The sequence below is a fragment of the Entomohabitans teleogrylli genome (assembly GCF_001484765.1).
GTDB lineage: Bacteria > Pseudomonadota > Gammaproteobacteria > Enterobacterales > Enterobacteriaceae > Entomohabitans > Entomohabitans teleogrylli.
On sequence record NZ_LLXO01000017.1, the window covers coordinates 42,459 to 67,927 of the forward strand.

The window sequence follows — 25,469 nt, forward strand, 5'->3', positions numbered from 1 at the left end:
AGCCATGAATGATTATTCTGGCCGTTCATTACAGGAAGGAGAACACAACATGCATAAAAATACCCTGCTTGCGGCTGTTATCAGTATCAGTTTTGCCGTACCGGCTCTGGCGTCGGATGGCAATATTACCTTCAGCGGTCTCGTCAGAGACAGTACCTGCGAGCTTAATATCAATAATGAAGGTGTGGTGTCTACGTTGATAATGCCAGATGTACCGGTAAGCGAATTGAGCACGGTTGGCGCTACTGCAGGCGAGACGCCGTTTACAGTATCACTGGAAAACTGCGCCAGTACGATTTTGAGTTCAGCGTATGTCTATTTCCACAACCCGGCAAATAGTGACGAAACGACCGGGCGTTTGTGGGGAACGTTGAATGTTCAGGATAACAAACTGCAGATTGAGTTATTGACGTCAGACCGGGTGCCTATTTTTGTCGGCGATGAAGCCCGCCAGCAAGCAAATGCCAATAATCACTTTGATTTCACATCCGGTAGCGCTCAGCGTACCTATATTGCCCGTTATTATGCGTCTGGTCCGGTACTGCCCGAACCGGCATTCTCCATCGTGGGTTTAGACATTATTTATATGTAATTCAGGGCGAAGGGAAATCACGGCGCTCATTTTACGTTAAGGACAGACTTATGCCTGGTGTTATGTTCAAACGCTATCTGACTATTTCTGCTGTTGCGCTGTCCATTGGCTGGGCATCCTGTGCCCAGGCCAGCGTGGTGATTAATACTACGCGGGTGATTTATAACGAAAAGGCTGGCGAAACCATCGTGCAGTTAAGCAATAAAGGGAAAGGTCCGGTACTGATACAGTCATGGATCGACGATGGCGATACAAAATCGAGGCCGGACAGTGTGAATGTCCCTTTCAATTTAACTCCCCCGGTGGCGCGCCTCGATCCCGATAAGGGGCAGACATTGCGCATTGTCCGTACCGGGGGAGGGCTGTCCCCGCAACAGGAGTCTCTGTTCTGGCTGAATGTCCTGGAAGTGCCTCCCAAACCCACCGGGCAGATCGCCGCCGGCGACAATCTGATGCAGTTTTCCTTTCGCTCGCGCATTAAGTTGTTCCACCGTCCCGCAGGTTTGACGGTAACGCCACAGCAGGCCTACGACAAGCTGGCGTTAACCCTGCGCAGAAGCGGCGCGGGTTATGCGGTGATCGTTAACAATCCCTCTCCGTATCACATTACCTTCCGGCAACTGGATGTCCGCCAGGCAAAAGAGTCATCGGTACTTGGTTATCTCGGTAAAACGCCGGACAGGATGGTTGCGCCCTTTAGCGAACTGACTCTGGCGCTGCAGGGGGTTAAAGCGCCCCTCCCGGCGGGGGCGAAAGCGTTTTATAGCCTGGTGAATGATATGGGTGGAGATAGTAAGTATGAACGGACGCTGGCGACTGAGGGCGGCTCCTGAACGAGGCGCTAACGCCGTTGCCCGGCAGGCAGCCGGCTCAAAACTTACCCTGATGATGCCCGTCGCCCTGGTGGTCAGTGCTCTGGCGCACGCGGAGGAGGGCGTGGAGGTGGTCGAATTTGACGGCGCGCTGTTACGCACTGCGGTGGATGTCAGCGCATTTTCACGCGGCAATCCTGTGGCGCCGGGCACCCATCGTATCGATCTCTATATGAACGACCAGCGTAAAGGGCGGCATGATGTCAGGTTTGAGCTTCCATCGCCGGGGGCAACCACCGCGTTGCCCTGCTATAACCTTCGATTACTGACGCTGCTGGGCATTGCGGTCGATAAGCAGGACAAAGCCGTGCTGGAACGTCTGCGCTCTGAAGAGCTGTGCGAGGATCTCAGTGATATTGTTCCCGGAGCGACGGCCAGGTTTGATACAGGCAGCCAGCGTCTGGAGGTGAGCGCGCCGCAGGTTTTGCTACAGCGTGAGGCCCGGGGATATGTCAATCCGCTGTTATGGGATCACGGGGTTACCGCGGCCACGCTGCAATACGACTATAACGCTTATCGTTCCGAATATTCCGGCTCGGCAAATCAGAGCAGTCAATATATGTCGCTGCGCGGAGGGCTGAACTGGCGGGTCTGGCGCTTGCGCTATCGCGCTAACGCGAACTGGAGCCATCAGCAGGGCTTCAGCTACCACAGCAATCAGACCTATCTGGAGCGCGGTCTGACGGACTGGCGTAGCAAACTGGTGATCGGCCAATCTACCACCGAAGGCCAGGTATTTAACAGCCTGGGATTTGTTGGGGTACAGCTCAGCACTGACGATCGTATGTACGCCGATTCCCGGCGCGGCTTCGCGCCGGTGATTCAGGGCGTGGCGAATACCAACGCGCTGGTTAAAGTTACCCAGGGCGGCTTTCAGATTTATGAAACCACCGTACCGCCCGGCCCGTTTGCCATTGATGATCTGTATCCGACCGGGAGCGGCGGCGATTTGCTGGTGACCGTCAGGGAGGCGGATGGCCGCGAGCAGGTGTTTACCGTCGCCTGGGCCAGTATTCCCGAACTGTTAAGGCCCGGCATGAGCCGCTATTCCCTGACTGCAGGCCAATACCGCAACAGTGCCGTGAAGGATGAACCACCGCTCGGCGTGGCAACCTGGCAGTACGGCTTCTCCAGCCTGGTGACCGGTTATACCGGGCTGATCGCCGCCAGAGACTATACGGCGGCGTCCGGCGGGCTGGCGTTTAATACCCGGATGGGGGCGTTCTCTCTGGGGGCTATCCAGGCCCGGACCCGGCTGGTGAACCAAAGCTCCCGGCAGGGGAAAAGCATCCGTTTTACTTACGCCAAACGTCTGCCGGTGACCGATACCAGCCTGACACTGGCGGGCTACCACTACACCACCAAAGGGTATTATGACGCGGATGAGGCGATGCTGTTGCGCGACAGGGATAAATACCCGCGCAGCAACGCCAGCGTGGATAGCAATACGCTGGCGCGTCGCCACCGTCTGCAGCTTAATGCCACCCAAAAGTTACCCAAAGACTATGGTTCGTTTTCCCTGAATGCCAACTGGCAGGATTACTGGAACCGCTAGGGAACAGACACGGAATATCAGATTAGTTACAACAACCATTACCGACAGGTCAGCTACGGGATCAGCCTCAACCGGGTGCGCGATCTGACCACCTCGCGCTGGGAAAACACAGTGATGCTGACGCTGTCGATCCCGTTGGGTTCCGGCCCGCGTACGCCCAGCCTGACCAGCAACTATACCCGGCAACGGGATCAACAGTCGTTGCAAAGCTCTCTTTCCGGCTCGCTGGGGGAGGATAACCAGTACCGCTATGGCGCGTTCTTTAATGGCGCTCGCCACAACCATAGCGGCACTAAAACCAGTGTGGGGGGCAACGTCTCCTGGTCTGCGCCCTGGGCATCGCTGGGTGGGAGTTACTCCACCGCAAGCGGCTACAACCAGTATGGCGCGAATCTGTCTGGCGGGGTGGTGGCGTACCAGGGCGGCGTGGTACTGGCGCCGATGCTCGGGGAAACCAGCGCTATCGTTGAGGCCGATCATGCCGGCGGCGCCCGGGTGAGTAGCTATAGCGGGGTGCGTCTGAATGGCAGCGGTAAGGCGGTGGTGCCCTGGCTGAGCCCCTACCGGCAGAATTCGGTTGAAATTGATCCGCGCGGTCTTTCCCGCGATGTGGAACTGAAATTTACCAGCCAGAATGTGGCGCCGACCGCCGGCGCCGTTGCCCTGCTGCGCTATGAAACGGAAACGGGCCATACCTTCCTGATCCAGAGTGTTGATAACCATGGCAAACCGTTACCTTTTGGCGCCACGGTGCTGGAACAGCAGCAGCGCGTGGTGGGATACATCGCCCAGGCGGGCCAGGGGTTGCTGCGGACCACCACGGAGCAGGGGATACTGACCGTGAAATGGGGCGAAACACCGGCTGAACGCTGCCAGTTCAGCTACCGTATACCGGCTGCATCCGGCGCCGGGGAGTTTGATTACCCACGCCTGAATGTCGCCTGCCAGTGAGTAAGGAAATCAGGATGCCGCAAAATTTACCCGACTATGTCGCTGTGAACATGGACTCATCGCGCAGCTCCGCCAGACGCCGCGCGGGAATGCCGGGCGTGATTATCCTGGCGCTGGGATGCGCAGGTTATTCCGGCCTGGCCTGCGCAGATGGCGCCTGGGTGGATTGTGTCTACGGCGGTAACAGCACGCAAAATATCACCGCGACCACCCATCTTGATGTTCCGCGCGATATTAGCGTTGGCGATGCGTTAGGGCCATGGATCACGGTTTCTATGCCGGGTGCCTGGCGCTGCACACACCGCAGCGAATATCAGGATATCCAGCCGCAGATGGGAGTGCAGGTCACCGCGCCCGGTCAGGTTACCGCTCAGGCGTTTGATGTCGATGGGGCGACATACAGCGTTTATAGTGCGGGTAACATGTCATCAATGGGGATTGGCTATGTGCTGCGCTGGCGCTTTACGCTGAATGGGCAGACCAAAGACTGGACGCCTTTGACCAGCGGGCGCGAGACCTTTCAGTCGCCAGGCCAGTTGCTGACGGCAACGTATAATCATGGCGAGCCCTGGCTACTGGGGGTGGAAACGCAGATTCGCTTTGTCCGGACGTCTACCCAGGCTTTGGTCAATGGTCACAGTATCGGCATGTTTTATGCCGCGTTGATGCGCCCTGTGCAGATCCACAATGGCAGTACCAGCCTGGGGTCGGACAAGATCAGTAGCGCATTTTATAGCAATGCCACTTACATCGCTTCCGGGGGAACCTGTACCACTCCTGATGTGACGGTGACCCTGAAAGATGTCAGTGTTAACCAGTTTACCGGCATTGGATCGAGCGCCGCGAAAACCCATTTTGATCTGCGCTTTAATTCCTGCCCGCCCAACATGAACAGTATTGATTACAGTTTTGCCGCCACGACCCCGATTCTTGACGCCAGTAATGGCGTGGTGGCGCTGAACGCCGCGTCGACGGCGGACGGCGTGGGGATACAACTGTTGCGTGAGGACAGTACGCCAGTGACATTCAATTCGCTATACCGGCTGGACAGCTATTCTCCCACTTACGGCGGGAATTACACCGTACCGCTGATCGCCGGCATTTATCAGACCGACAACGCTGTCAGCGCCGGAAGCGTACACAGTGCGGTAACTTTCACGTTGAATTATAAGTAGCCGCTATGGAAAGAGGTTGGTGGAGCCGGCGGTCAGGAAATCAGGGGGCGCTTCGCGCTATGCTGCTGGCGATGATGGTCTGGCTGTCTTGCCCGGCTGAGGCGGCGATTTATTTGGGCGCCACCCGGGTTATCGTCGACAGCCGCGAGAAGCAGGCCACACTGCGCGCGACCAATGACGGCGCCACGCCGGTTTTATTGCAGGTTTGGGTGGATACCGGCGACAGAGAAGCGATGCCGGGGAATATTGCGGTGCCTTTTACCGTCACGCAACCGATCCTGCGTCTTGACAGTAAACGGTCCCAGCTTCTGCGTATCATCTTCACTGGCGATCCGTCACAACTGCCCGGCGACCGGGAATCGATATTCTGGCTGAATGTGCTGGAGATCCCGCCGAAACCGCGTTCTGAGGCGGGACATAACCGGATGCAGGTGGTTTTCCGCAGCCGTATCAAACTTTTTTACCGGCCGGCAACGCTCAGGGAGAACGGTGATATCCCGCGCCATCAACAGCTGCGTTTTAAGCTGATCGACCAGAATACAGCCCCGGTTTTACAGATAAGTAATCCAACGCCATTTCACCAGACGCTGCTTGAGCTGGCGGTTGGCCGGGACAGACATCGCCCGCTACTGAGCGCTGCGCCGGATGAGGGGATGGCGGCGCCTTACCAACAGTTGTTGATCCCGATGGGCCAGGCCGGTGGGGGCGTCACCCGTGGGATGCGGGTCTTTTATACGGTGATTGATGATTTCGGCAATCTGCTGACCGGTGAGCAAACGCTGCCTTAGCGCCTGAATCTCCGGCGCGGTAAGATCTTAATGCTCCGTTTCGCCCAGGTATTTGTCATGCGGCATCAGTAAGCACTTATCAATCGCTTTCCAGTAGCTCTCATACAGACTCTTCTGGGCGGCGCCATATTGCTCAATGGTATCAAACTCCCAATACAGCATATAACGCACGCTTTTCACGATGCGGGTGATCTTATGCGGCGGAAGTCCTTCTTTTATCAGCGAGAAATCGTTGATGTTATGTGTTCGTCTGGCAAAGCGTAATATGAGCACGCCATCCAGCTTTTCCATGAAGGCCACAGCCTCTTTCATCGTCGCCTCAAATTCGGCAACTTTGTCTGGCTTAACCTGATAAAGGCAGATCTCCGAAAATGGCATGTTCCTTCTCCTTTTACCGGGAATGCGCGCTGGCCTGGCCGCTGGCACGGCCCATCAACAGGGGGTCAGGGACGCGCTTTGGCGTGGACAGACTGGTAAACCGGAACCAGCCTGGTGGTGGCGGTCAGATTGTCGAAAATCTGGATTTCTGATGTGGCGATGGTCATACCTGCTTTCCTTAGCCTCTGCACGTCGGCAGCGATACGCTGGATACCAAACCAGAAAAGCCCGTCCAGCGCCGTGACCGGTAGCCCCGCCTCCAGCGCCAGCTTTAAACGCTCCCGCGGCGCTTTCGCCTCTCTGGCGATCTGCTGATACGGCGCTGCCGTCGCGCCACTTTCATCGGTGCGCCGGATACGGGTGGAAAGACGGTAATGGAATTCATCCGGTATTGCGCTCAAATCGGTTTTCAGACTGTAGACGCAGCCAAAACGCTTACCATTGAAGAGCACGTTTTTTTGACTGAGCTGGAGCCGATCGCGTATCCCGGCGATCAACTGTGGGGTGCGGATCAGCAGCAGCCGGAAGGGGAGCTCAAAGCTGGTCACGTAATCGACATTCAGCAGCGCTGTATGCAGACGCGTTTCGGCGCCCGCCTGCGACTGGCGGCACTCCTCAAGAACTTCGGCCCACTGCCGGGTAAGGCGTGGCGGCTCAGCGGCTTCCGTGAAACTGTATTTCTCGATCTGGTAATCAATGCGTCCTGCCACGAAACCCCTCCGGGTGGCTATTTCTGCTGTCAGGTTACTTTACCAACGGATGTCGGATACGGGAAGTATGGCGCCAGCGGTTTGGGTTAACTCAACCCGGGGATAGTTTTATTCATAGATAGCTCAGGAATCGCTGATGACTCAGCCGGTGGCCTGGAATATTCATTCCGGCTAATTTCAGGATACCCTGCGGCGCGGAAATCCGCTTCCGGGATCGGTTTAATGTCACAAGAATGGCTTGAACAGCCTCGGGCATCGTCCGCCAGGCTGGGGGCCGACTGCCGTTCATGGTAAACTTAACCGTGAATAATAGGGTGGCAGACTACTCTTGTAACCTGAGAACTAATTAATAAGCCGGGTTTGTGGTGATGAAAGAGAGCAAGCAGGATTCAGGAAATGATTTTGTTGATACGCTGATTCAGGAGTGGCTGGACGCCGTTCCCGCGCTGGACTTAAGCGGCCTGCCGGTGATTGCGCGCATTGTGCGTATGAGTCATTACATCGCTCAGTTTGTGGATGCCAACTTCGCGCGCTATAACCTGAATGTCGGCGAATTTGAGGTGCTGGCGGCGCTGGCCAGAAACCCCGATCGCCAGCTTTCCCCTAAAGAGCTGCAAAAGAAAATCCTGATCTCATCGGGCGGGTTATCCAACCGCATCAATCGACTGGAAGAAAAGAAGTATATCGTGCGCATCCCGGACCCATCCGACCGGCGCGGGGTGATTGTCAGGATCACCCCGGAAGGGCGCAAGCTGACCCTTGAGGCGGTGGTTACCCACGTGGCCATTGAAAAAGCGCTTATTCAGGGGCTGGAAGCTGAAGACCGGGAACAGCTGGCCGGGCTGTTAAAGAAACTTATCAAGTCGCAAAAGAGCGAACTCAACGAAAAGAGCGCGTAGTCGCGCATATGACAAAGGCCCGCCGCGGCGAGCCTTTGCGGGTAACCCGCGTTACGCTATCACGCCTTTTGGCGCCCCTCCGAGTGCAGCACCAGCCACAGACCCGCCAGAATCAGGCACAGCCCGATAATCGCCAGCAAATTCACCGCTTCGTGAGCCACGACGATCGCCAGCACAAACGCTACTATCGGTTCAATCAGCCCAAGGGCCACCCCGGTGGGGGCGCTGATATGCTTCAGGGCCTGGGTGTAGAGCAGGTAAGCGACGCCGGTGGTCAACAGCCCGAGATAGAGGATCACGCCAATGCTGGCCGGCGTGAGCGTCGGCGTTCCCGCCAGCGCCCAGGCAAGTGGCGTGGCGATGAAAATCGCCGTGCTGAAGGTATGTCGGGTAATGGTTAGCGGCGAGGCGACGCTCACCAGGCGTTTACTGACCAGGGTGTACAGGGCGTAGCAGAAGCCGGCGCTCAGGCAGATCAGCAGACCGGCGGTGTTGATTTGCCAGCTATCGCTCTGGGACAGCACCATCCAGGTCCCCCCCGCCGTCGCGCAAAGCGTACCCAGCCACCACAGCCCGCAGGGCGGTTTTTTCATACCGATGGCCTGCATCAAACCAGCCCAAATCGGCGCGCTGCCAATAGTCGTTGCGGTGCCTATCGCGATGCCCGTCGCCTGAATACCGGCAAAAAACGCCAGGTTATACAGCCCCATACACACGCCGGCGATAGCGATAAAGCACCAGTAGCCGTTTCTGCCGAGCGGTTGCCCGGCGTCCCGGGCCGGCGCAGTTTTTGCGCTGGCGTACGTGCGCCAGAAAAACAGTAAATGAAAGAACAGGCAGGCGACCATCAGCCTGAAGGCGCCAATCCAGTATGGCGAGGTGGCGCCGCGCGCAAAGCTTTGCGCCGTACCGGCGGTTCCCCACAGGAAGGCGGCACACAGGGCCAGTACGATACCGACAACAGAGATTTTCTTCATAATCAGCGGCTTTTAGTCAGTGAGTCATATCAATGTGAATTTATCTTCACGTTAAGATACTTCATTTGAAGATTCAAGCTGGATTTGGATTTTAGGATGATGTCAAGGTTTAATTGATACTTTGGTCAAGATTCTTGATTTATTATGTTGCGCGGCTAAGGCATATCGATAATATGTCTATTTATCTTCACGTGAAGATATTTAATGGAAAGGATTAATGCGGGGCGGCTATGACGGTAATAATTATCAGTGTAATCGTGCTGGTGCTGGCAGGTTACGCAATAGCGAAGAACTATGAAGCCAAACTGGTGCTGTTTGTCGCCGGTATCGCGCTGATGCTGAGCGCGGCAATGCTGGGAATGCCCGTTTTAGATATTAAGCAAAGTACCGGGAACATTTGGCTTGATCCACTGAAACAGGTTCAACTGGGGTTTATTAAGCAGTTCGGTGGAGCGGGCATCATCATTATGGTGCTGTTCGGCTTCTCTGCCTATATGTCACACATCGGCGCCAATGATGCGGCGGTGCATCTGGTCTCAAAGCCGATTTCCCGAATCCGCTCGCCGTATGTACTGGTGCCTATCGTCTTCTGGCTGGGGACGCTACTGTCACTGGTTATTCCCAGCGCCGCGTCGCTGGCGGTGATTCTGATGGCGACCCTGTACCCAATCCTGCGGGCGGCGAAAATGTCATCCATGACCGCGGCCGGGATTATCGCCACCACCGCGACCATCATGCCGACGCCGCTGGGGGGCGACAACGTGGTGGCCGCAAAACTGCTGGGTTTTGAACACGTAGTTGATTACGTCACCCTGCACCATGCGGTGATATCGCTACCGGTGCTGTTTTTGATGGGGATCGCCCACTATTTCTGGCAAAAGTATATGGATAAGCGCCAGGGGGCGGCGGCGTTTACCGACGTGGACGAGAGCCAGTTTCAGGATGGTAAAGCGCTCCCGCCGGCTTATTACGCGCTGTTTCCGCTGATCCCGCTGATTCTGATCGTGGTGCTGGGGCTGTTTTTCCGCCAGATCAAAGTCGGGCTGGTGGAGATAACCCTGTTTTCGTTCGCGCTGGCGTTCGTCACCGAGCTTATCCGCAAGCGCGATGTTAAAGCGCAGATGACCCAGGCTGGGCTGTTTTTCAAAGGCATGGGGGACGGTTTTTCGCAGGTGGTGGTACTGATTGTCGCCGCCGGTACTCTGGTGGCGGGGCTGAATGCGATTGGCATTATCGACATGATTTCCGGCGTGGTGAAAAACATTAACAACGCGGGCGTGGGGCTGATGTTTATCTTCTCCGGCCTGACGGCGTTAATTACCTTTATCAGCGGCAGCGGTAACGCGGTGTTCTATTCATTCATTGAGCTTATTCCGCCGATCGCCAACCAGGCCCACGTCGATCCGATCATGGTGGCGTTGCCGATGCAGTTCACCTCTAATCTGATACGCGCTATCTCCCCGGTTTCCGCCGTCGTCATTATTGTCGCCTCGGTGGTGAAGGCCAGCCCTGTCGACGTGGTGAAAAGGACCGCTGTACCGTTAGCCGTAGGCACCGTCGCAACGTTAATCGCCTCTTACGTCCGCTATGCGCTTTAGCGGGCGGCGATGATGGCGGGATGCAAAACAGGAAAGCAAAGATGACAACCATAGATAATCAAACATTAGTGAAATGGCGGCGTGAGTTTCACCGTTACCCGGAAACGGGCTGGGGCGAGTTTGTGACCACCGCGAAGCTTATCGAAACCCTTGAGGCGATGGGGCACCGGGTGTTGACCGGGACTCAGGTGATCAATCCCGGATTTGTGCGCGGACGTAATCCGGGTGTGGTGGAGAAAGCGAGGTTGGCCGCAAAAGCACAGGGAGTCTCCGATGCGCTGTTAGCCCGCATCGGCGAATATACCGGGTGCGCGGTAGTTTTTGATACCGGTCGCCCTGGCCCAACCGTCGCGTTGCGCTTTGATATCGACTGCGTGAGCGTTCAGGAAACCGCGCTGGCCGAACATGTGCCGAATCAGCAAGGTTTTGGATCCACTAACCCCGGCTATATGCACGCCTGCGGGCACGACGGCCATGCGGCGATCGGGCTGGGGGTGGCGCGCTGGTTGATGGAAAATCAGGACCCGCCGCTGCGGGGGATCGTCAAACTTATTTTTCAGCCTGCGGAAGAGGGGGTTCGCGGCGCGCGACCTATCGCCGAAAGCGGCATTCTCGACGATGTTGACTATTTCGCCTGTGGTCATCTTGGCTGCGACATCCCCAGTGGCGTGGTGGTTGCCGCGCCGGAGCGCTATCTTTCGACCCTGAAGATGGACCTGCGCTTTAAGGGTAAGGCCGCGCATGCCGGCATGGAACCGCACGCCGGGAAAAACGCGCTGCTGGCCGCCTGCAATGCCACGGTGCAGATAATGAGTTTGCCCACCCACGGCGAAGGGATGACCCGGGTTAACGTCGGGGTGCTGAAAGCCGGAGAGGGGCGCAATGTGATCCCGTCGTTTGCCGAAATGCAGATCGAGGTACGCGGCGAAAACGAAAAGATTAACAACTATATGACCGAGGAGGCCCTGAGACGCGCCCACGGCGTGGCGCAGAGCTTTGACGTCGAGCTGGAAACAGAAGTGATGGGGGAAGCGGTTGATTTCGTGCCGGATGAGGAAATGACCGCGTATGTCACGGAAGTCGCCCGGGCGCTGCCGGCCGTAAAAGAGGTGCGTCGCACCATGAATTTCAATGGTAGCGACGACGCGACGCTGTTGATTAAACGCGTGCAGGCCCACGGTGGCAAGGCCGCTTATTTCGTTATCGGCAGTGATATTAAAGCCGGCCACCATCAGGCTGAGTTTGATATTGATGAAAGCCAGCTGTTTACCGGGTTTGCGATTTTCACCGGTCTGCTTAAACGTCTGTCGGCCTGAGGCGCTGATGTGAACAATGGCGGTGATGCATCTGGAGCCGCCGCCGGGTTTATGACTTTTAAAAGGGGTGTGATGATGAAAAGAACGCTTTTAAGCGCGCTGCTGACCGGCGTGCTGGTATATGCCGCAACGCCAGTGTCTGCGGCGACGGATACCGTGAAGCCGGCGATTACCATTCTGGCGACCGGCGGCACCATTGCCGGCAGCTCGGCATCGAATACCGATACCACTGACTATAAAGCCGGTTCGCTGGGTATTGATGTGCTGATGAAAGCGGTACCGGAAATGAATGATGTGGCGACAGTAAAAGGCGAGCAGATTTCCAATACTATCAGCGGCAATATCAGCAGCTCAATTTTGCTGACGCTCAGCAAGCGGATCAATGGGCTGCTGGGCAGTGAAGGCCAGCAAGGGGTGGTGATCACCCACGGTACTGATACCATTGAAGAAACCGCCTTCTTTCTCGATCTCACGGTAAAAAGCGATAAGCCGGTGGTGCTGGTCGGCGCTATGCGTCCGGCGACGGCAATCAGTGCCGATGGTCCGATGAACCTGCTGGAGGCGGTGACGCTGGCGGCGGATAGCAAAGCGCAGAAGCGCGGCGTAATGGTGGTACTGAATGACCGTATCGGTTCGGCGTTTTATACCAGCAAAACCAACTCCACCACCCTCGACACTTTTAAAGCCTATGATCCGGGCTACCTGGGGGTATTTGTCAGCGGTAAACCGAAGTTCTACTTCACCCCGGCGCAGCCGGTTGACCGAAACTTTTTTGACGTCAGCAAACTGAACGACCTGCCGCCAGTGGAAATTCTCTATTCTTATCAGGATCAACTGCCGGCCATGCTGGACGCCGCGGTGCAGAGCGGGGCGAAAGGTATCGTGATTGCCGGCAGCGGTAACGGCAATGTTTCGAGCAAAATGGAACAGGCGATTAAACAACTGAGCGAGAAAGGGGTACCGGTGGTGATGTCCGCCAGAACCGGATCGGGCTATGTGAGCACTAAGTCGTTCGCCATTGGCGCGGGTTTCCTTAATCCGCAGAAATCGCGCATTCTGCTCCAGCTTGCTCTGGCCAGCGGTGCAGATCTGAAGCAAACCGCGCAATATTTTGACAGCCAACGCTAGGGGAGTTGTACTGATACCCGGGTAGCGCAGTGTGCCACCCGGGTTTCAGTGACGCGGACGGGTTTCTTTTTGTACGATTTCCATCAACGCTGTCCCGCCTTTGCTTATTAAACAATGGGCTCGCCGATGAGCCCGGTTCGCCTGCTGTAATAAGGTGCTTCTCCCGTTTCCGACACCAGCACAATTTGCCCGGCGGGGCGGTGATAGCGGTTGCGGAACTGCTCCAGCGCTTCTTCATCGGGACATAAAAACCCGGCGGACCTTTTTTGCCACCATGACCGTCGCACTGATAGCCGACTCATCTCCCAGCGGAAATCGCCTTCAGGCTCAACGGGATGTAATTCCCCCATGTCATCCTGCCAGGCGAGATAAACATCCACGCTCTCTTCGCCCAGTCGGGTCGAAAACTCCCGGTCGCTGTCCCACAAAAAATCGCTCGCCTCCCGGCTATAGCCTTTATCGTGGCGTAACAGATTTTGCGCGGCGACCGATCGTTGGCTCAGTACTTTACCGAAGGCCATATCCGAGAGCGTCTCCAGACCCGGTGGGGCGGCAATTTTGTGTTCATAGACGCCATCGACCAACTGGCGGGCATTCTCCGGCATGCGAATTTCGCCGTACTGGCGTAGTAGCGCCTGGGTGCGCCATAAGCAGGCGTGATCAGGATAAACAAAACCGGTTCCCTGCAGCGACGGCCCCAGCCAGCCGGGTTCAGCCTCAGGCTGCCAGTCCGGCGCTAAAATATGTAAAACCGGCGGCTGGCGTTCGTCGGGGAGTGCCGCTTTGCTCTGGCCGCTGGCATCGCGGATATGGCGCTGTAGCCGCCCGGCGCGCTGGATTAACAGGTCGATGGGCGCCAGATCGGAGATCATCCAGTCAAAATCGAGATCGAGACTTTGCTCCACCACCTGGGTGGCGATCAGAACTTTACCCCGGCGTTCTGACACAGGAGCACGGTTGCCGAACCAGCTCAGGGTTTTATCCTCAATCGCGATCCTGTCGGTGAAAGCGAAACGGCTATGGAACAGCAGTAAATTCTGCTCTGGAATAATGCCTTCCTGTAACAGTTGCTGAAAAATCTCCAGGGCATCATCGACGGTATTACGAATCCAGCAAATACACTGACCGGCTGCGACAACGCGGTAAATAATATCCAGCGCTTCACTGCGCTGGTGGAGCCAGTTAATTGCGACAGTGCGCTGGACCTCCGGACGAGTGGCCAGCGGCTGTTCCTCCAGCCCGTTGGCAGAGAGATGACTCAGCCAGGGATATCCCGCATTATCACTGGCTTCGGCTGCGGGGAATCTGGCTCCCTCGCTAAAGGCGCTGAGTAGCTTTTCCCGTAGCGCGGCGGGAAGCGTGGCGCTGAGAATAATCGCGCTGCCACCTTGTGCGGCATGGAAATGCAGTAATCCTTCCAGTAGCTTTACCATATAGCCATCGTAGGCGTGGACTTCGTCCAGCAACAGAATCTTGTCACGCATCCCCAGCAGTCTCATTGACTGATGGCGAAACGGCATCACTGCCATTAGCAATTGATCGAGGGTACCAACACCGACCTCCGCCAGTAGCGCTTTCTTTCGCGAATCGGCAAACCAGGCGTGGCATTCCCCCATCGCATTGACATCATCGTGCGCGTAATTTTCCGCTGTCTGCTCCGATGGTTGCCAGACGGATTGCCGGAAGGCGTCTGACATTTCCCGGCCGCCGTGCGCCAGGATGAGCGATGGTCGTGTGTTATCGGCAAACAGCGCATGGTAAGCCGCTGCCAGGCGCTGATACATGGCATTTGCCGTGGCCATCGTCGGCAAACCAACATACAGTCCCTGGCCTTTGCTGGCGGACATCAGACGGTGGGTGAGGATGAGTGCGGCTTCGGTCTTTCCGGCGCCGGTGACATCTTCGAGGATGACAAGCTGTGGGCCGGGGGCGGAAAGAGTTCCCCGCGCCAGCGGGGATAAACCGGTATCCCATCAGAACGCCGCCGCCAATTTTAGGAGTTCCCCGCGCCAGCGGGGATAAACCGTGATCGATATAGCCAGGAACGGCATAGGTCGGGAGTTCCCCGCGCCAGCGGGGATAAACCGATCTGGCGGTGGTGGGACTGGGGGCTGCAGTCGAGTTCCCCGCGCCAGCGGGGATAAACCGATTATTCCGCATTCAGCACGAGCTAATGCCGCCGAGTTCCCCGCGCCAGCGGGGATAAACCGACAGGACACGATCCTTTATCCGGCGAACAACCGAGTTCCCCGCGCCAGCGGGGATAAACCGACGCTCTGGCTGTAATGCGTGCACATGACGCAGAGTTCCCCGCGCCAGCGGGGATAAACCGCAGTCCCTGTTCCGCGTGGGTGAGGGTAACACGAGTTCCCCGCGCCAGCGGGGATAAACCGTCATAACATAATCAGGGCACCCGCCAGTTTGGGAGTTCCCCGCGCCAGCGGGGATAAACCGTACAACTCTGACGTGATAACACTGATCCTGAGGAGTTCCCCGCGCCAGCGGGGATAAACCGAAAAATTTCCTGGATTGAGTGAAGATGAGATCGAGTTCCCCGCGCCAGCGGGGATAAACCGCATATCACCTCATGGCGTCGGCTGGCGAAACAGAGTTCCCCGCGCCAGCGGGGATAAACCGGTGGCGACGGGAATTATTGCATTGCACGCCGCGAGTTCCCCGCGCCAGCGGGGATAAACCGGTTCACGACTTCCGGCCAGTGACTGGCCAGCAGAGTTCCCCGCGCCAGCGGGGATAAACCGGCCTGACGCTTAACAACGCCAGCGCTTTTTTGGAGTTCCCCGCGCCAGCGGGGATAAACCGCGGGCCGGACCTTTTCTTTTAGGTAGACGATAGAGTTTCCCGCGCCAGCGGGGATAAACCGGTCATCACTGGCACCGTATAATTTCAGTTCTTGAGTTCCCCGCGCCAGCGGGGATAAACCGTCATATCTTCTAAATCCACATCACATAAATATGTGTTCCCCGCGCCAGCGGGGATAAACCGCAATCTGATCTGGCGCTTATCCTCAAAATTGCGAGCTCCCCGCGCCAGCGGGAAAAAACCAGTCAATGTGCTTATTTAATTAAATATTTTAAGAATATATAGAGTAAAATAATTATAGATACTACTGCAATACCCCATGTATATTCAGGTATAAATATATTTGCTATATATACTATAATAGAAGTTAATATTATAATGATATATACTGATAACTGTGACCAGATATCTAACAGGAGTCTTTTTATCATAAGTCTCTCAATATATTTTGTATGATATTTCGTACTTCTTTCTCATTATTAATGCCTGCGTATCCTAAATAAGGTTTTAATATGGGCTCAACAAATATGTAACTCGTTTCTGGTCGTTTGTTATATAGCATCCAATAAAATTCAGGATCTACAGTTTTCAATCGCTCTTGTAACATGCCATAATGTTGTATGATACTTAAACCCATGGCTCTCTTGGTTGCTCTTTTTACTAAGTCAACTTTCCTGGCGATGATACTATTATATGTGCTAATCCGTGCGCTAAAGATCTATTTGTTACACTGGCTGGCGCAAATAAACCCGCTAAATAGATAGATCCACGTAGTGACTCGTTTCTCAGGTTCTCTTTCAGGATTTGTCTTTCTTTTTCACTTAAGTTTTCGTTTTCAGCTAATCTTTCAAAATATAATGTGAATATCTTTATGTGCTTATCTCTATTCATTATCATATTTGATAAATTACCCAGAGTCCTTATATCTTCATGTTTAAGTCTGGTACAAATATCCTTGTAATCATCGAAAGCACAAGAGCCATACCAACTTAGTCTTTCAATGCCTGAATATAAATATTTTAAAGTGTTTTTTGTATTTATTCCTGCTAATCTATGACCTTCAATTAAAGTTTTTGCTAATTTCCCGTCAGCTTCTTCTCTGGTACGTAAAGCTACCACTATATGATCCATAATTTACTCCCTTTAAAATATAAATATACTTAAAAAGTGTACATTTTTTTTAAAGTGAGATCAACTTTAATTATATTAAAATAACTTTAATCAGGAAGAATTTATACACTGTGAGTCAATTAAATAGCTGCGCGGAATAGTAGATCACTTAAAGGGAACTCAGCCCGGATTGTGCGATCTGATTCTACCCGCCTAATATGGACATGCTTCTAAGCGAGGTTCTGGTTTTCAAATTGTCCCGGGCTGCGGCAGCCACACCAATGCGCTCAGCAAGCTTCAAAGCTTCGTTGCGAAATTCAGGTGTGTGTTGCTTACGTGGCTTCTTATTGATTGATGATGGTTTGTCATGAGTCACCTCTGGTTGAGAGTTTACTCACTTAGTCGTGTGTCCACTAATGCTGGGTAAGATCATCCTTGCTATGAAAGAGATTTTTGCTTTAGTGCTCCCCGGCTCGTGGGGATAAATCATCAAGGAATTGATTGGCGGATTTGAGCTCTTCCGGTATTTACGAACTGTTTAATTATTAAATATATTAATTATTTCACTTTTTATATATGTGTTGATGATAGAAGTGAGAGTGATAAGTTTATGATGTCGGTTGATACTGGTAATTTCGGAAATTTCTGTTCAGATATATCCAGGGGAGTGTCGATCGTTAGTCATCTCAACAGTGGAAGGCATCAATCTGAGTGAGTTTTTTCTGTATAAGAAAAAGACAGTTGGCACTCTGAAGTCATAGTGTTATTTTAGTTGAAGCGGGCATGGGGGCCTGGAGAGCAAATGTTGTATAAGGATATTTTATTCATGACAGATGACATGGAAATAAAAGAGGGAACATTGCGGCTTCTGACAACGGGTGAGATACGTCTGTCCAGGTCCGTATTTGGTAATTCTATTAAATATAACCAGGTGTGGGTGCACTGTGACAGCTATTTCCCGTTCGGTTTACAAAATCCAAAATATGCTATGGCGCCGAATGGAGAACTATGGTTCAGAGAAGAGTTGTACCGATCGGATTTTTCATTAGCCAGCATTAACGAACAGCATACATTTATTCATGAGATGGCGCATGTCTGGCAGCGCTATAATGGGATGTGGGTCAGAGTAAGAGGTCTTTTTAGTTGGGCGGCTGACTATAAATATCGACTGGATGGGAAAAAATTATTAAAAGATTATTCAATGGAGCAACAGGCATCGATTATTGCGGATTACTGGCTTCTGCGTCAATATGGACACAGAAAGTGGCTGGACTTTACTAATCGAGGCGTTAATTTTCAGGGCGTCAGTGATGAAAATATTATCACCATGTATGAGCAGGTACTTTCTCAATTTCTTGAAAAAAGGTAACCGCAATGAAAATGATTTTATATGCCGGCGTGCTAATTTTACTTCTGACGGGGTGCATGCATGCGAATGATCCTCGCCCTGCGCAGCTTCGCGCAAAGGTTGTCGCCATAGCTGATCACGTTTGCGTCATGGTTCAACCCGAAGGAGATGAAAAGATTGTGACCGTAAGCATTGCTGAGGTGGGTAATGATAATAATAAACTGGATAAATATGATCTTGCCATTCCGCCAGCAGGCAGTAAATGTGTTCCGGACTTTGGTTTTGTTTTTGATGTCGGCAAGTCTTATAACTTTAGCGTGATTCTTGAGTCGCCAGAGAAGAAAGGGAAAGGCAGATTTCCTGCGGCGCGTATATATAATGCAGGATTCACGCTCTGGAGTAATGATGGGAAATTAGCAGTCAATCCGCTTTATTAATCAGGTCACCGATTTTGTTTACTACATTCTGGATAAGATTCCTCCGTCAGCGGGGATAAACCGGCCGCCGCAGTTATCGGCGCCGGTGTTATTGCGAGTTCCCCGCATCAGCGAGGGAACTCCCGCAACCGTCCGCGCTATTATTCAATACACATCCCTGCGGTAGCGCTTCTCCTGTTTCATTTGGGTGACATATTGCGCGGCGCAGGGCGCGTCAACGCCTCCATGGATTTCCACAATCTGATGCAGCGCGGCATCGATATCTTTATCCATGCTGGCCGCATCCCCGCACACATAAAACCATGCTTCTTCACTGTAGCCAGGACCATATCTGCGCGCCCTGTTCCAGCATCCGGTGCTGGACATAGCTTTTCGGCGCCTGATCCCGCGAAAACGCGGTATCCAGCCGCTCCAGGTAGCCATCCCGCTGTAGCGCCGCCAGCTCGTCACGGCATTCACCGCCAGGCAGCGGCCAAACAGATCGTTCAAGTGGAACGGCGCAAAACAGTAACCGGGCAGGACGCGTGGGCTAATCACCGCCGGTAGCGTCGCTGAGACGCGGCGCGAGCGGATCTCAACCGCCATCTGCTCGTGAATGCTCAGGCGCGCGGCATAGTCGGGGTGGGTTTCGACAAACGGATCCGGGTTGAGTTTATTGAGGGCGGTGATTTTGCCGGTTCTGGTCAGGGTGTGCCGCTGGTGCTGCAGGCGCCCGGTATTGAGCGCCAGCGGGTAATCGTCGTCCGGGGACTCCGCCGGCGGCACTGCTGTAGCTGGCGCTGCTGCTGTTCTCCGGCATAGCGCAGCCATATCAGGGCCTCTGGCTGTGGGTTATTCACGGCTTTCATGCGCATGGGTTCCTTAACCGCTATCACAAAAGCCAGGTACGGCAAAAAAGGCGCCAGGGGGCCCGGGAAAGATTGATGCCGGCCAGCGCTGGGCTGGCCGGTGAAGAGCGATAGTCAGAGGTAATTGATGGTATAGACAATAGCGCCGTTGGCTTTGCCGGCTTTGAGGGTACTCTCGGTCTGGATATAGCGCGCCCGTAGCGGGATTTGCATGGTGGTGGTGCCGGCGGCTGGCGGCGCGATTTCTGCGCCGCTGGTTAACGGCATGGGGGTGACCGTCCCACTCTTTTCGATCCCCAACTGGATGCCTAACCCTTCGGCGCTCTCTGAGTCGGCGGATAAGCCGATAATACCCTCAACGTCAGAGATAATGGTCTCCGTGGAAGCCACCTTAATCGTCACTTTGTTGGCATTTGGCGTGCCTGACGGCAGCGTTCCCAGGCCGGTCAGCTTGACAGTGTAGTTTTTGTCATTGTAGTAACCGGGGCTAAAACTGGAGCAGCCGTGCAGGTTGATCGAGGCGTCCTTCCACGGCGTACTGCTACCAATACCGTCAAAGTCGGCGGTTTTATAACTGCCTAAAAAAACGGTATCGCTCGGATTCGTTATCTGGCAGGTACTTTTAATAAACTGCACCTGGCCGCCGAAGCTCAGGTTGTTGGTCACGAACGGAAAGCCGATAAAGGTATGCTGCGGCAAATTTGTGGGTTCGCTAAAGGTGTTAGAAAGCGTCGGGAATGAAGAACCATCGACCACGGCATTGGAATCGAAATCACCGGTTTTAATGAGCTGTAACCGGATAATAAAGTTGAAGCCCGAACCACTGCTGTTTTCTACACCGCCGATGGTAGGCAGTCTCTGGACATAAGAGGAATAAGGCAGTGGCCTGGTCGGATTAAAATACAGAGTGACGCCGATGCCGGGCACGTTGGTTTCATAAATTTCGCCGCCGTTTGGGCCCACCAGCCCGGATACCAGCGGTAATGGCCGGGTGACATAATTAATGGTATAGGGAAAATTAATGTAGCCGCTGCTCCATTCGTCCGGCGTATCGCAGGTCATGCCGCTGGCGACACTGGAGGTGTAGATAGCCTGATAAATCACCGACCCTGGCGGCATATGTTCACCGGCGGTAACCAGTCCGGAAATATTCAGCACCCCGTCATCACCCGGATAACGGCTATCGACCGAGCAGGTCAGCGTGTTGGCGTAGCTGGAGGCGATACCTGACATCGCCAGGAAAAACAGTCCTGTTATTTGTTTTACATCCATTTTATGTTCCTGCAATAGCGCTGGTTATCCGCACTGATTATTTTTGTCGCTTACTTCGCCGTCGGGTTAATCACCCGCAGGGCGCCAAAATCGTTAATGATGACCGGGTAGTAACGGGATACTGATTTGCTGAGGGTGAGTGTCATCGACTCGCTGGGATTGATCATGCCGCCATCGGAAAGGGGCTTTTCCCCTTTATCATCTTCCGCCAGATAGGCCACGGTGATGTGGAATGGCGTAGTGTTGCGGGCGGTAATGCGATTACCGTCGCGGCTCCAGAGCAGTTTTTCCGGCGCTTGCGCAGCCGCTTTGCCGGTCAGGCTGGCGGGGCGGAAAAACAGCTTCAGGCGTGAACGGAAGGCCATTTGCAGTACATTCTGGTCCTTGCTGTCTTTGGCTTTCGGCGGGACTTCCAGCACATTGAGGTAAAAAAGCGATTCTTTATCCTGCGGCAGCGCATCGCCGGTATAGCGGATACGCAGCGTCTGGCCGCGGCCGGCGTTCACCCGGTTAACCGGGGGAGTGAGGTAAAATGGCGCTTTAGCGGTTTCCGGGGTGGATTTCTCGTCTCCGTCATCAATCCATGCCTGGATCAGCACCGGGCCTGTGCCGTTGTTATTCATTTTTACCGACACCTCTTTTTCTGCAGCCGGGTAAATCACGCGGGTGCCGGTGATAACCACTGCACTGTTTACCGGCAGAGAGAAACAGGCGATCAGCAACAGGGCCAGACGGGGCAGCAGTGTCATTTTCATCGCAATCTTCCATTACAGCGGGTGGCAACATCATCAGGGAATAAGATTATTTTCTTAATTCTTGCCGCTGCAGATAATATTCAGCCATATTCTGCGCTGAAAAAACGCCAGCCCGGCTATCAGATAATGTTACTGAAAATAAATAAAAGTCGTATTGCCAGTCAGAGGATGCATCCACGACGCGGCTGACAATATAACGTTCTGTAAATGTTTCGCGGAGCGAATTTACCGGGGGAGTGTAATCGTTAAAACCAAAGGATTCAACAGGGTTACGGGATTTTTGCGGGAATACTCCTGGTCGCCTTTCTGTGATTTTTGTACTCATTTCATGGTGTTAAATGCGCTGTTGATGTTTGGTTTACCACGGGCGCAGGTGATATTCAGATAAATTCTGGTGCTGTTATATAATTGCCTTCAGGGTGAATTTATCCTAAAAATTATTAAGCCGCAGCACAGGAATCAAGTAATTAGATATAAAAGCCAGGAAAATGGATTAATTATTATGGGTAAACGGCCAGATAATATCAGGCTGTTTATCGTACATTCACCTGCCGGTCATCACGCGTGTTTCAGATTATCCCCATCAGGGTGATTAACTGTGGCTCTGTCAACTGACGTGGGTTTTCCAGCGCTTGCCGCAGGCGGCCATCCTCAAAAATAAACAGCCGATCGGCAAGACGTAGCGCCTGGCCGGGGCTGTGGGAAACCATGATCAGGGTGTGTTTGTCGGCCAGTCGCAGCAGCAATTGTTCGATGTGCTGCGTTGCGGCGGGGTCCAGTGAGGCTGTGGGCTCATCCAGCAACAGAATATCCGGCGCCATCGCCAGGGTTCGCGCCAGGCATAAGCGCTGTTGCTGGCCGCCGGAGAGTTGCGCCGCCGGGCGGTGCAGGCGATCGGCGACTTCCTGCCAGAGTCCGACATCTTCCAGGCTGGCCTGAACCCGGGAAGCGATCTCGCGGCGCGGACAGGCGGTTAACTTTTCAAGCGGCAGGGCAATATTGCGCCAGATACTCACCGGCAGAACATTTGGCGTTTGAAAGACCATCCCGACCCGGGCGCGCAGGGCGCTCAGCGAACCGCCGTACACGGCGGCTTGCTTTTCCAGCCCCTGGCCGCCATCAAGGTATATCTCGCCCCGGGCGCGGTAGCCCTTAAACTCTTCATTAAGCCGATTAAATGCCCGCAGTAGGGTGGTTTTCCCCGAGCCGGAGCGCCCGACCAGCACGCTGATTCCCCGGGCCGGGATCTCCAGACTGACGTCATGAATGATGGTGTGTTGATGAAATGCGAGGGTCAACTGCCGGACCCGGGCGGCGATAGTCATGGTGCGGTTCCTGATTGCCAACGGGCGCGCCAGCTACGTTCAATGCCCCACGCCAGCAGCAAGAGCCCGGCGGAGAGTAGCAACAGTACCAGCGCGGCGCCAAACCCACGCTCCAGCTCTTGCGGAGTCTGGTACTGGGCGGCGGTGTAGTAAATGGTAAACGGCAGCGCCTGAAATTTATCAAACAGTCCCTGCGCCAGACCGGCGCTGGCGACCACGCCGGTCAGCAGGATCACGGCGGTGTCTTCCGCGGCGCGCCCGCAGGCCAACAGGATCCCGCCGAGTATTCCCCGGCTGGCGGCGGGCAGCAGAATAAAGCGTAGCTGCTGGCGCTGGCTGAACCCCAGCGCCGCGCCAGTCAGGCGTAAATCGTCCGGCAGCGCGCTCAGGGCTTCGCGGGTGGTCAGTACGATACCGGGCAACACCAGCAGCGCCAGACAGGCGGCGGCCAGAATTAAGGAGGTATTCGCGCCGGGCAGCACGGTGTCGCGCAGCAGTAAAATCAGCGTAAAACCGAAGAGCCCCATGACAATCGACGGCATCCCGGCAAGGATATCGATGGCGCTGCCCAGCCAGCGTTTCTGGCGCGCGCTGGCGTATTCCGCCAGCCAGATGCCGCAGCCGATACCGGGAAACAACGCCAGGGCCACGGTGAGTAGTACCAGCAGGAGCGTGCCGACACAGGCCGGCCAGATCCCGTCCCATACCGGGTGCAGACCGCGTATAGCGTCTAGCGGCGCGGTATCGCCGAAAAACAGCGCGAGGTTAAGGGACGAAAACCCGCGCAGCAGCAGGAAACCCAGCAGACTGCCCATCGCCACAAGTAATATGCCGATTGCCAGCCAGCCGGCGCCGATCAGCAGGTTGCTGCGCCAGTCGCTTCTCACTGTTCCGCTCTCCGGTTCAGCATGCGCAGTCCCAGGCTGACGCAGACATTGATCAGCAGCAGAATCGCCCCGGCGGCAAACAGCGAGTTATAGGCCGCGCCACCGACTTCATTGGCGGTCACCAGCGCCATATGCGCCGTCAGGGTGCGCAGGCTGTCTGCGGCATGATAAGGAATCTGCGGCCAGTTGCCGGATAACATCAGAGCAATCAGGGTATCGCCGATCCCGCGGCCAAAACCGAGCGCCAGCGCTGTCAGCAGGCAGCGCTTTCCCTGCGGCAGGACAAAATAAGTGACGCTCTGCGCGCGGCTGAAACCCAGCGCGCTGGCGCTCAGTGAGATCTGCTCCATCCGTGGACGCAGGCCCGCCTCCATCACCAGCACCATAGTAGGCACCAGCAGCAGGCTCAGGGTCAGGCTGGCGGAAAGCCAGTTCAGGCCGGATCCGCCGGCGGCTTCCCGGACGATCGGCACCAGCAGGAATATCGCCACGAAGCCATATACTACGGTGGGGACGGAGGTCATAAAACGGATCAGCCCGGCGATAAGCCACTGTAGCCAACGCCTGGTGCGCGACGTGGCGCCGCCAGCGGCGCTGAGCAGCCAGACGCTGATCCCCAGCGACAGCAGCCACGCGATACTGACGGCGGAAATCGCCAGCAGTACAGAGCCGACGATCATCGGCAAAATGCCAAACAGCCCGGCCGCCGGTCGCCATTGCCAGGAAAACAGGCCGATATCGGCGCCCGCCGCCGACGGAAAAAAAACCGGCCAGGCAAAGGCCAGCACCATCAGGAAAATCAGGCCGATTGCTCCGGCCGTTAGCCCGGTCGCCAGTTGTAACAGGATACCCGGGCCGCTGCGGGATTGACTCACTGTTTGCCTGTTGGTAAATACCCGGATTTTTCAATAATGGTGGTGCCGTCCGGGCTATAGATGTAATCAATAAACGTTTTCGTTAACCCGACCGGTTGACCTTTGGTGTTCATATATAAAAGACGGGTAATTTTGTAGCTGCCGTCGGCGGCGCTCTGTTGGGAAGGCGTCATGCCATCGATGGACACGCCGTTCAGCGCTTGATCGAGGTGGCCGATGCCGACATAGCCAATGGCGTTTTTATCCTGAGTGATGGCCGTCTTCATGGCGCCGTTAGAGTTAACGACGTTGGCGCCAGCCAGCGTAGTGCCAGGGGTGAGGGCTTTTTCTTCAAACACTTCCCGGGTGCCGCTACCGTCTTCCCGCACATACAGTGAAATCGCCGCGTCGGGGCCGCCAACTTGCTGCCAGTTGGTGATGTTGCCGGCAAAGATGTCACTTAACTGAGCGCGGCTCAGGGCTTTTACGCTGTTGGTCTGATTGACCACCACCGCCACGCCGTCAATGGCGAACGGGAAGGTCACCAGACCATATTTATCTATCTCGCTTTGTTTCAGCGCCCGCCCGGTGTTACCGATATCGACCAGCCCTTCGCCGACTTTTTGTACCCCCACGCCGGAACCGCCGCCGGTGACAGTGATATTCACCCCGGGGTTAGCGTTCATGATATTTTTCGCCGCGCCGACCATCACCGGAATGTGGGCGGTGCCGCCGGCGATATTGATAGTGCCGCTCTGGCCGCGGAAATCGTCGAGTGTTGACGATAGGGCGGAAGTGGAAAAGCACAGCAGTGCGCTGGCGATATACAGTAAAGAACGATTCATGGCAGATGCTCCCTCATTGTCTGAATATG

Annotated in this window: 24 protein-coding genes, 2 pseudogenes and 1 CRISPR repeat array; of the genes and pseudogenes, 12 read left to right on the plus strand and 14 right to left on the minus strand. The window is 54.9% G+C overall.

Translation table 11 applies throughout. From position 1 onward, the window contains the following. Window positions 1–49: 49 nt before the first annotated feature. The 6 genes and pseudogenes from AQ981_RS19155 (at window position 50) to AQ981_RS19180 (ending at window position 5,933) form a co-directional block, all read left to right on the plus strand. A complete protein-coding gene (locus tag AQ981_RS19155) occupies window positions 50–592 on the plus strand; it encodes a fimbrial protein (RefSeq protein ID WP_058913359.1) in 543 nt (180 codons plus the stop codon). A gap of 50 nt (window positions 593–642) precedes the next feature. Then, window positions 643–1,425, plus strand: coding sequence for a fimbrial biogenesis chaperone (locus AQ981_RS19160; protein ID WP_058913360.1), 783 nt, complete (start codon window positions 643–645; stop codon window positions 1,423–1,425). 55 nt (window positions 1,426–1,480) lie between these two features. After that, window positions 1,481–3,676: pseudogene (locus AQ981_RS27370) on the plus strand (fimbria/pilus outer membrane usher protein); the annotation flags it as partial. Beyond that, complete coding sequence (locus AQ981_RS28430; RefSeq protein WP_275935312.1) at window positions 3,656–3,970, plus strand: FimD/PapC C-terminal domain-containing protein; 315 nt, start codon at window positions 3,656–3,658, stop codon at window positions 3,968–3,970. The pseudogene AQ981_RS27370 and the gene AQ981_RS28430, both read left to right, overlap by 21 nt. A 14-nt stretch (window positions 3,971–3,984) precedes the next feature. Then, window positions 3,985–5,145 carry a fimbrial protein gene (locus AQ981_RS19175; protein ID WP_058913363.1) on the plus strand — a complete coding sequence of 387 codons (1,161 nt, stop codon included), beginning with the start codon at window positions 3,985–3,987 and terminating at the stop codon, window positions 5,143–5,145. 5 nt (window positions 5,146–5,150) lie between these two features. Beyond that, complete coding sequence (locus AQ981_RS19180; protein WP_082683222.1) at window positions 5,151–5,933, plus strand: fimbrial biogenesis chaperone; 783 nt, start codon at window positions 5,151–5,153, stop codon at window positions 5,931–5,933. A gap of 27 nt (window positions 5,934–5,960) precedes the next feature. Here the strand turns inward: AQ981_RS19180 and AQ981_RS19185 are convergent, their stop codons facing one another. Beyond that, window positions 5,961–6,311: a hypothetical protein gene (locus AQ981_RS19185; protein ID WP_058913365.1), complete on the minus strand. Its 351-nt coding sequence runs from the start codon at window positions 6,309–6,311 to the stop codon at window positions 5,961–5,963. Window positions 6,312–6,376: 65 nt separating this feature from the next. Then, window positions 6,377–7,021, minus strand: a complete 645-nt coding sequence (locus AQ981_RS19190) for an ECs1377 family protein (protein WP_058913366.1) — start codon at window positions 7,019–7,021, stop codon at window positions 6,377–6,379. A gap of 368 nt (window positions 7,022–7,389) precedes the next feature. Here AQ981_RS19190 and AQ981_RS19195 point away from each other — a divergent pair, with 368 nt between their 5' ends. After that, complete coding sequence (locus tag AQ981_RS19195) at window positions 7,390–7,920, plus strand: MarR family winged helix-turn-helix transcriptional regulator (RefSeq protein WP_058913367.1); 531 nt, start codon at window positions 7,390–7,392, stop codon at window positions 7,918–7,920. Between the two features lie 59 nt (window positions 7,921–7,979). Here the strand turns inward: AQ981_RS19195 and AQ981_RS19200 are convergent, their stop codons facing one another. Beyond that, window positions 7,980–8,897 carry a DMT family transporter gene (locus AQ981_RS19200; protein WP_058913368.1) on the minus strand — a complete coding sequence of 306 codons (918 nt, stop codon included), beginning with the start codon at window positions 8,895–8,897 and terminating at the stop codon, window positions 7,980–7,982. A gap of 230 nt (window positions 8,898–9,127) precedes the next feature. On the opposite strand from AQ981_RS19200, the gene dcuC reads away from it, so the two are divergent. The 3 genes from dcuC (at window position 9,128) to AQ981_RS19215 (ending at window position 12,939) form a co-directional block, all read left to right on the plus strand. Beyond that, window positions 9,128–10,495 carry a C4-dicarboxylate transporter DcuC gene (gene dcuC, locus AQ981_RS19205; protein WP_058913369.1) on the plus strand — a complete coding sequence of 456 codons (1,368 nt, stop codon included), beginning with the start codon at window positions 9,128–9,130 and terminating at the stop codon, window positions 10,493–10,495. A gap of 41 nt (window positions 10,496–10,536) precedes the next feature. Continuing rightward, a complete protein-coding gene (locus AQ981_RS19210) occupies window positions 10,537–11,811 on the plus strand; it encodes an amidohydrolase (RefSeq protein ID WP_058913370.1) in 1,275 nt (424 codons plus the stop codon). A 75-nt stretch (window positions 11,812–11,886) separates the two neighbouring features. Further along, the gene (locus tag AQ981_RS19215; RefSeq protein WP_420809777.1) at window positions 11,887–12,939 is read left to right on the plus strand and encodes an asparaginase; all 1,053 of its coding nucleotides are present in this window, start codon (window positions 11,887–11,889) and stop codon (window positions 12,937–12,939) included. 107 nt (window positions 12,940–13,046) lie between these two features. Here AQ981_RS19215 and cas3 read toward each other — a convergent pair whose 3' ends face one another. The 3 genes and pseudogenes from cas3 to AQ981_RS27380 all read right to left on the minus strand — a co-directional run. Then, complete coding sequence (gene cas3 / locus AQ981_RS26950) at window positions 13,047–14,849, minus strand: CRISPR-associated helicase Cas3' (RefSeq protein ID WP_082683228.1); 1,803 nt, start codon at window positions 14,847–14,849, stop codon at window positions 13,047–13,049. A 26-nt stretch (window positions 14,850–14,875) separates the two neighbouring features. Beyond that, a CRISPR array of direct repeats spans window positions 14,876–16,003; the repeat unit is 29 nt; unit sequence GAGTTCCCCGCGCCAGCGGGGATAAACCG. Window positions 16,004–16,419: 416 nt separating this feature from the next. Then, the gene (locus tag AQ981_RS27725; protein ID WP_154675955.1) at window positions 16,420–16,890 is read right to left on the minus strand and encodes a hypothetical protein; all 471 of its coding nucleotides are present in this window, start codon (window positions 16,888–16,890) and stop codon (window positions 16,420–16,422) included. Window positions 16,891–17,125: 235 nt separating this feature from the next. Next, a pseudogene (locus AQ981_RS27380) lies at window positions 17,126–17,245 on the minus strand (IS3 family transposase); the annotation flags it as partial. Window positions 17,246–17,671: 426 nt separating this feature from the next. Between AQ981_RS27380 and AQ981_RS19225 the strand changes: the two are divergent. Together AQ981_RS19225 and AQ981_RS19230 are read left to right on the plus strand one after the other, a co-directional pair. Next, a complete protein-coding gene (locus AQ981_RS19225) occupies window positions 17,672–18,238 on the plus strand; it encodes a type IV secretion protein Rhs (protein ID WP_249226346.1) in 567 nt (188 codons plus the stop codon). A 5-nt stretch (window positions 18,239–18,243) separates the two neighbouring features. After that, complete coding sequence (locus AQ981_RS19230) at window positions 18,244–18,654, plus strand: putative T6SS immunity periplasmic lipoprotein (RefSeq protein ID WP_058913373.1); 411 nt, start codon at window positions 18,244–18,246, stop codon at window positions 18,652–18,654. Window positions 18,655–18,798: 144 nt separating this feature from the next. Here AQ981_RS19230 and AQ981_RS28460 read toward each other — a convergent pair whose 3' ends face one another. The 8 genes from AQ981_RS28460 to AQ981_RS19265 all read right to left on the minus strand — a co-directional run bounded on the left by AQ981_RS28460 (window position 18,799) and on the right by AQ981_RS19265 (window position 25,440). Further along, a complete protein-coding gene (locus tag AQ981_RS28460; protein WP_082683223.1) occupies window positions 18,799–19,464 on the minus strand; it encodes a molybdopterin dinucleotide binding domain-containing protein in 666 nt (221 codons plus the stop codon). Window positions 19,465–19,616: 152 nt separating this feature from the next. After that, the gene (locus AQ981_RS19240; protein ID WP_058913375.1) at window positions 19,617–20,774 is read right to left on the minus strand and encodes a fimbrial protein; all 1,158 of its coding nucleotides are present in this window, start codon (window positions 20,772–20,774) and stop codon (window positions 19,617–19,619) included. Between the two features lie 50 nt (window positions 20,775–20,824). Further along, the gene (locus AQ981_RS19245) at window positions 20,825–21,529 is read right to left on the minus strand and encodes a fimbrial biogenesis chaperone (protein ID WP_058913376.1); all 705 of its coding nucleotides are present in this window, start codon (window positions 21,527–21,529) and stop codon (window positions 20,825–20,827) included. A gap of 46 nt (window positions 21,530–21,575) precedes the next feature. Then, window positions 21,576–21,854 (minus strand): hypothetical protein, encoded by a 279-nt coding sequence (locus AQ981_RS27730; RefSeq protein WP_154675956.1) that lies wholly within the window; start codon window positions 21,852–21,854, stop codon window positions 21,576–21,578. 244 nt (window positions 21,855–22,098) lie between these two features. Then, entirely contained in the window at window positions 22,099–22,854 is a 756-nt protein-coding gene (locus AQ981_RS19250) for a phosphate ABC transporter ATP-binding protein (protein ID WP_058913377.1), read from the minus strand. After that, window positions 22,851–23,741, minus strand: a complete 891-nt coding sequence (locus tag AQ981_RS19255; protein WP_058913378.1) for a PstA family ABC transporter permease — start codon at window positions 23,739–23,741, stop codon at window positions 22,851–22,853. The genes AQ981_RS19250 and AQ981_RS19255 overlap by 4 nt, the downstream gene beginning before the upstream one ends. Further along, on the minus strand, window positions 23,738–24,616 hold the full coding sequence (locus AQ981_RS19260) for a PstC family ABC transporter permease (protein WP_058913379.1): 879 nt from the start codon (window positions 24,614–24,616) through the stop codon (window positions 23,738–23,740). The genes AQ981_RS19255 and AQ981_RS19260 overlap by 4 nt, the downstream gene beginning before the upstream one ends. Continuing rightward, window positions 24,613–25,440: a phosphate ABC transporter substrate-binding protein gene (locus AQ981_RS19265; RefSeq protein WP_058913380.1), complete on the minus strand. Its 828-nt coding sequence runs from the start codon at window positions 25,438–25,440 to the stop codon at window positions 24,613–24,615. The genes AQ981_RS19260 and AQ981_RS19265 overlap by 4 nt, the downstream gene beginning before the upstream one ends. Between the last annotated feature and the right edge of the window lie 29 nt (window positions 25,441–25,469).

What these genes read in the sequence shown, in the direction of transcription:
- AQ981_RS19155 (WP_058913359.1), top strand. Translation starts at nt 50, where the DNA reads ATGCATAAAAATACCCTGCTTGCGGCTGTTATCAGTATCAGTTTTGCC.
- AQ981_RS19160 (WP_058913360.1), top strand. Translation starts at nt 643, where the DNA reads ATGCCTGGTGTTATGTTCAAACGCTATCTGACTATTTCTGCTGTTGCG.
- AQ981_RS19175 (WP_058913363.1), top strand. Translation starts at nt 3,985, where the DNA reads ATGCCGCAAAATTTACCCGACTATGTCGCTGTGAACATGGACTCATCG.
- AQ981_RS19180 (WP_082683222.1), top strand. Translation starts at nt 5,151, where the DNA reads ATGGAAAGAGGTTGGTGGAGCCGGCGGTCAGGAAATCAGGGGGCGCTT.
- AQ981_RS19185 (WP_058913365.1), bottom strand. Translation starts at nt 6,311, where the DNA reads ATGCCATTTTCGGAGATCTGCCTTTATCAGGTTAAGCCAGACAAAGTT.
- AQ981_RS19195 (WP_058913367.1), top strand. Translation starts at nt 7,390, where the DNA reads ATGAAAGAGAGCAAGCAGGATTCAGGAAATGATTTTGTTGATACGCTG.
- AQ981_RS19200 (WP_058913368.1), bottom strand. Translation starts at nt 8,897, where the DNA reads ATGAAGAAAATCTCTGTTGTCGGTATCGTACTGGCCCTGTGTGCCGCC.
- dcuC (WP_058913369.1), top strand. Translation starts at nt 9,128, where the DNA reads ATGACGGTAATAATTATCAGTGTAATCGTGCTGGTGCTGGCAGGTTAC.
- AQ981_RS19210 (WP_058913370.1), top strand. Translation starts at nt 10,537, where the DNA reads ATGACAACCATAGATAATCAAACATTAGTGAAATGGCGGCGTGAGTTT.
- AQ981_RS19215 (WP_420809777.1), top strand. Translation starts at nt 11,887, where the DNA reads ATGAAAAGAACGCTTTTAAGCGCGCTGCTGACCGGCGTGCTGGTATAT.
- AQ981_RS27725 (WP_154675955.1), bottom strand. Translation starts at nt 16,890, where the DNA reads ATGGATCATATAGTGGTAGCTTTACGTACCAGAGAAGAAGCTGACGGG.
- AQ981_RS19225 (WP_249226346.1), top strand. Translation starts at nt 17,672, where the DNA reads ATGTTGTATAAGGATATTTTATTCATGACAGATGACATGGAAATAAAA.
- AQ981_RS19230 (WP_058913373.1), top strand. Translation starts at nt 18,244, where the DNA reads ATGAAAATGATTTTATATGCCGGCGTGCTAATTTTACTTCTGACGGGG.
- AQ981_RS28460 (WP_082683223.1), bottom strand. Translation starts at nt 19,464, where the DNA reads ATGGCTGCGCTATGCCGGAGAACAGCAGCAGCGCCAGCTACAGCAGTG.
- AQ981_RS19240 (WP_058913375.1), bottom strand. Translation starts at nt 20,774, where the DNA reads ATGGATGTAAAACAAATAACAGGACTGTTTTTCCTGGCGATGTCAGGT.
- AQ981_RS19245 (WP_058913376.1), bottom strand. Translation starts at nt 21,529, where the DNA reads ATGAAAATGACACTGCTGCCCCGTCTGGCCCTGTTGCTGATCGCCTGT.
- AQ981_RS27730 (WP_154675956.1), bottom strand. Translation starts at nt 21,854, where the DNA reads ATGAGTACAAAAATCACAGAAAGGCGACCAGGAGTATTCCCGCAAAAA.
- AQ981_RS19250 (WP_058913377.1), bottom strand. Translation starts at nt 22,854, where the DNA reads ATGACTATCGCCGCCCGGGTCCGGCAGTTGACCCTCGCATTTCATCAA.
- AQ981_RS19265 (WP_058913380.1), bottom strand. Translation starts at nt 25,440, where the DNA reads ATGAATCGTTCTTTACTGTATATCGCCAGCGCACTGCTGTGCTTTTCC.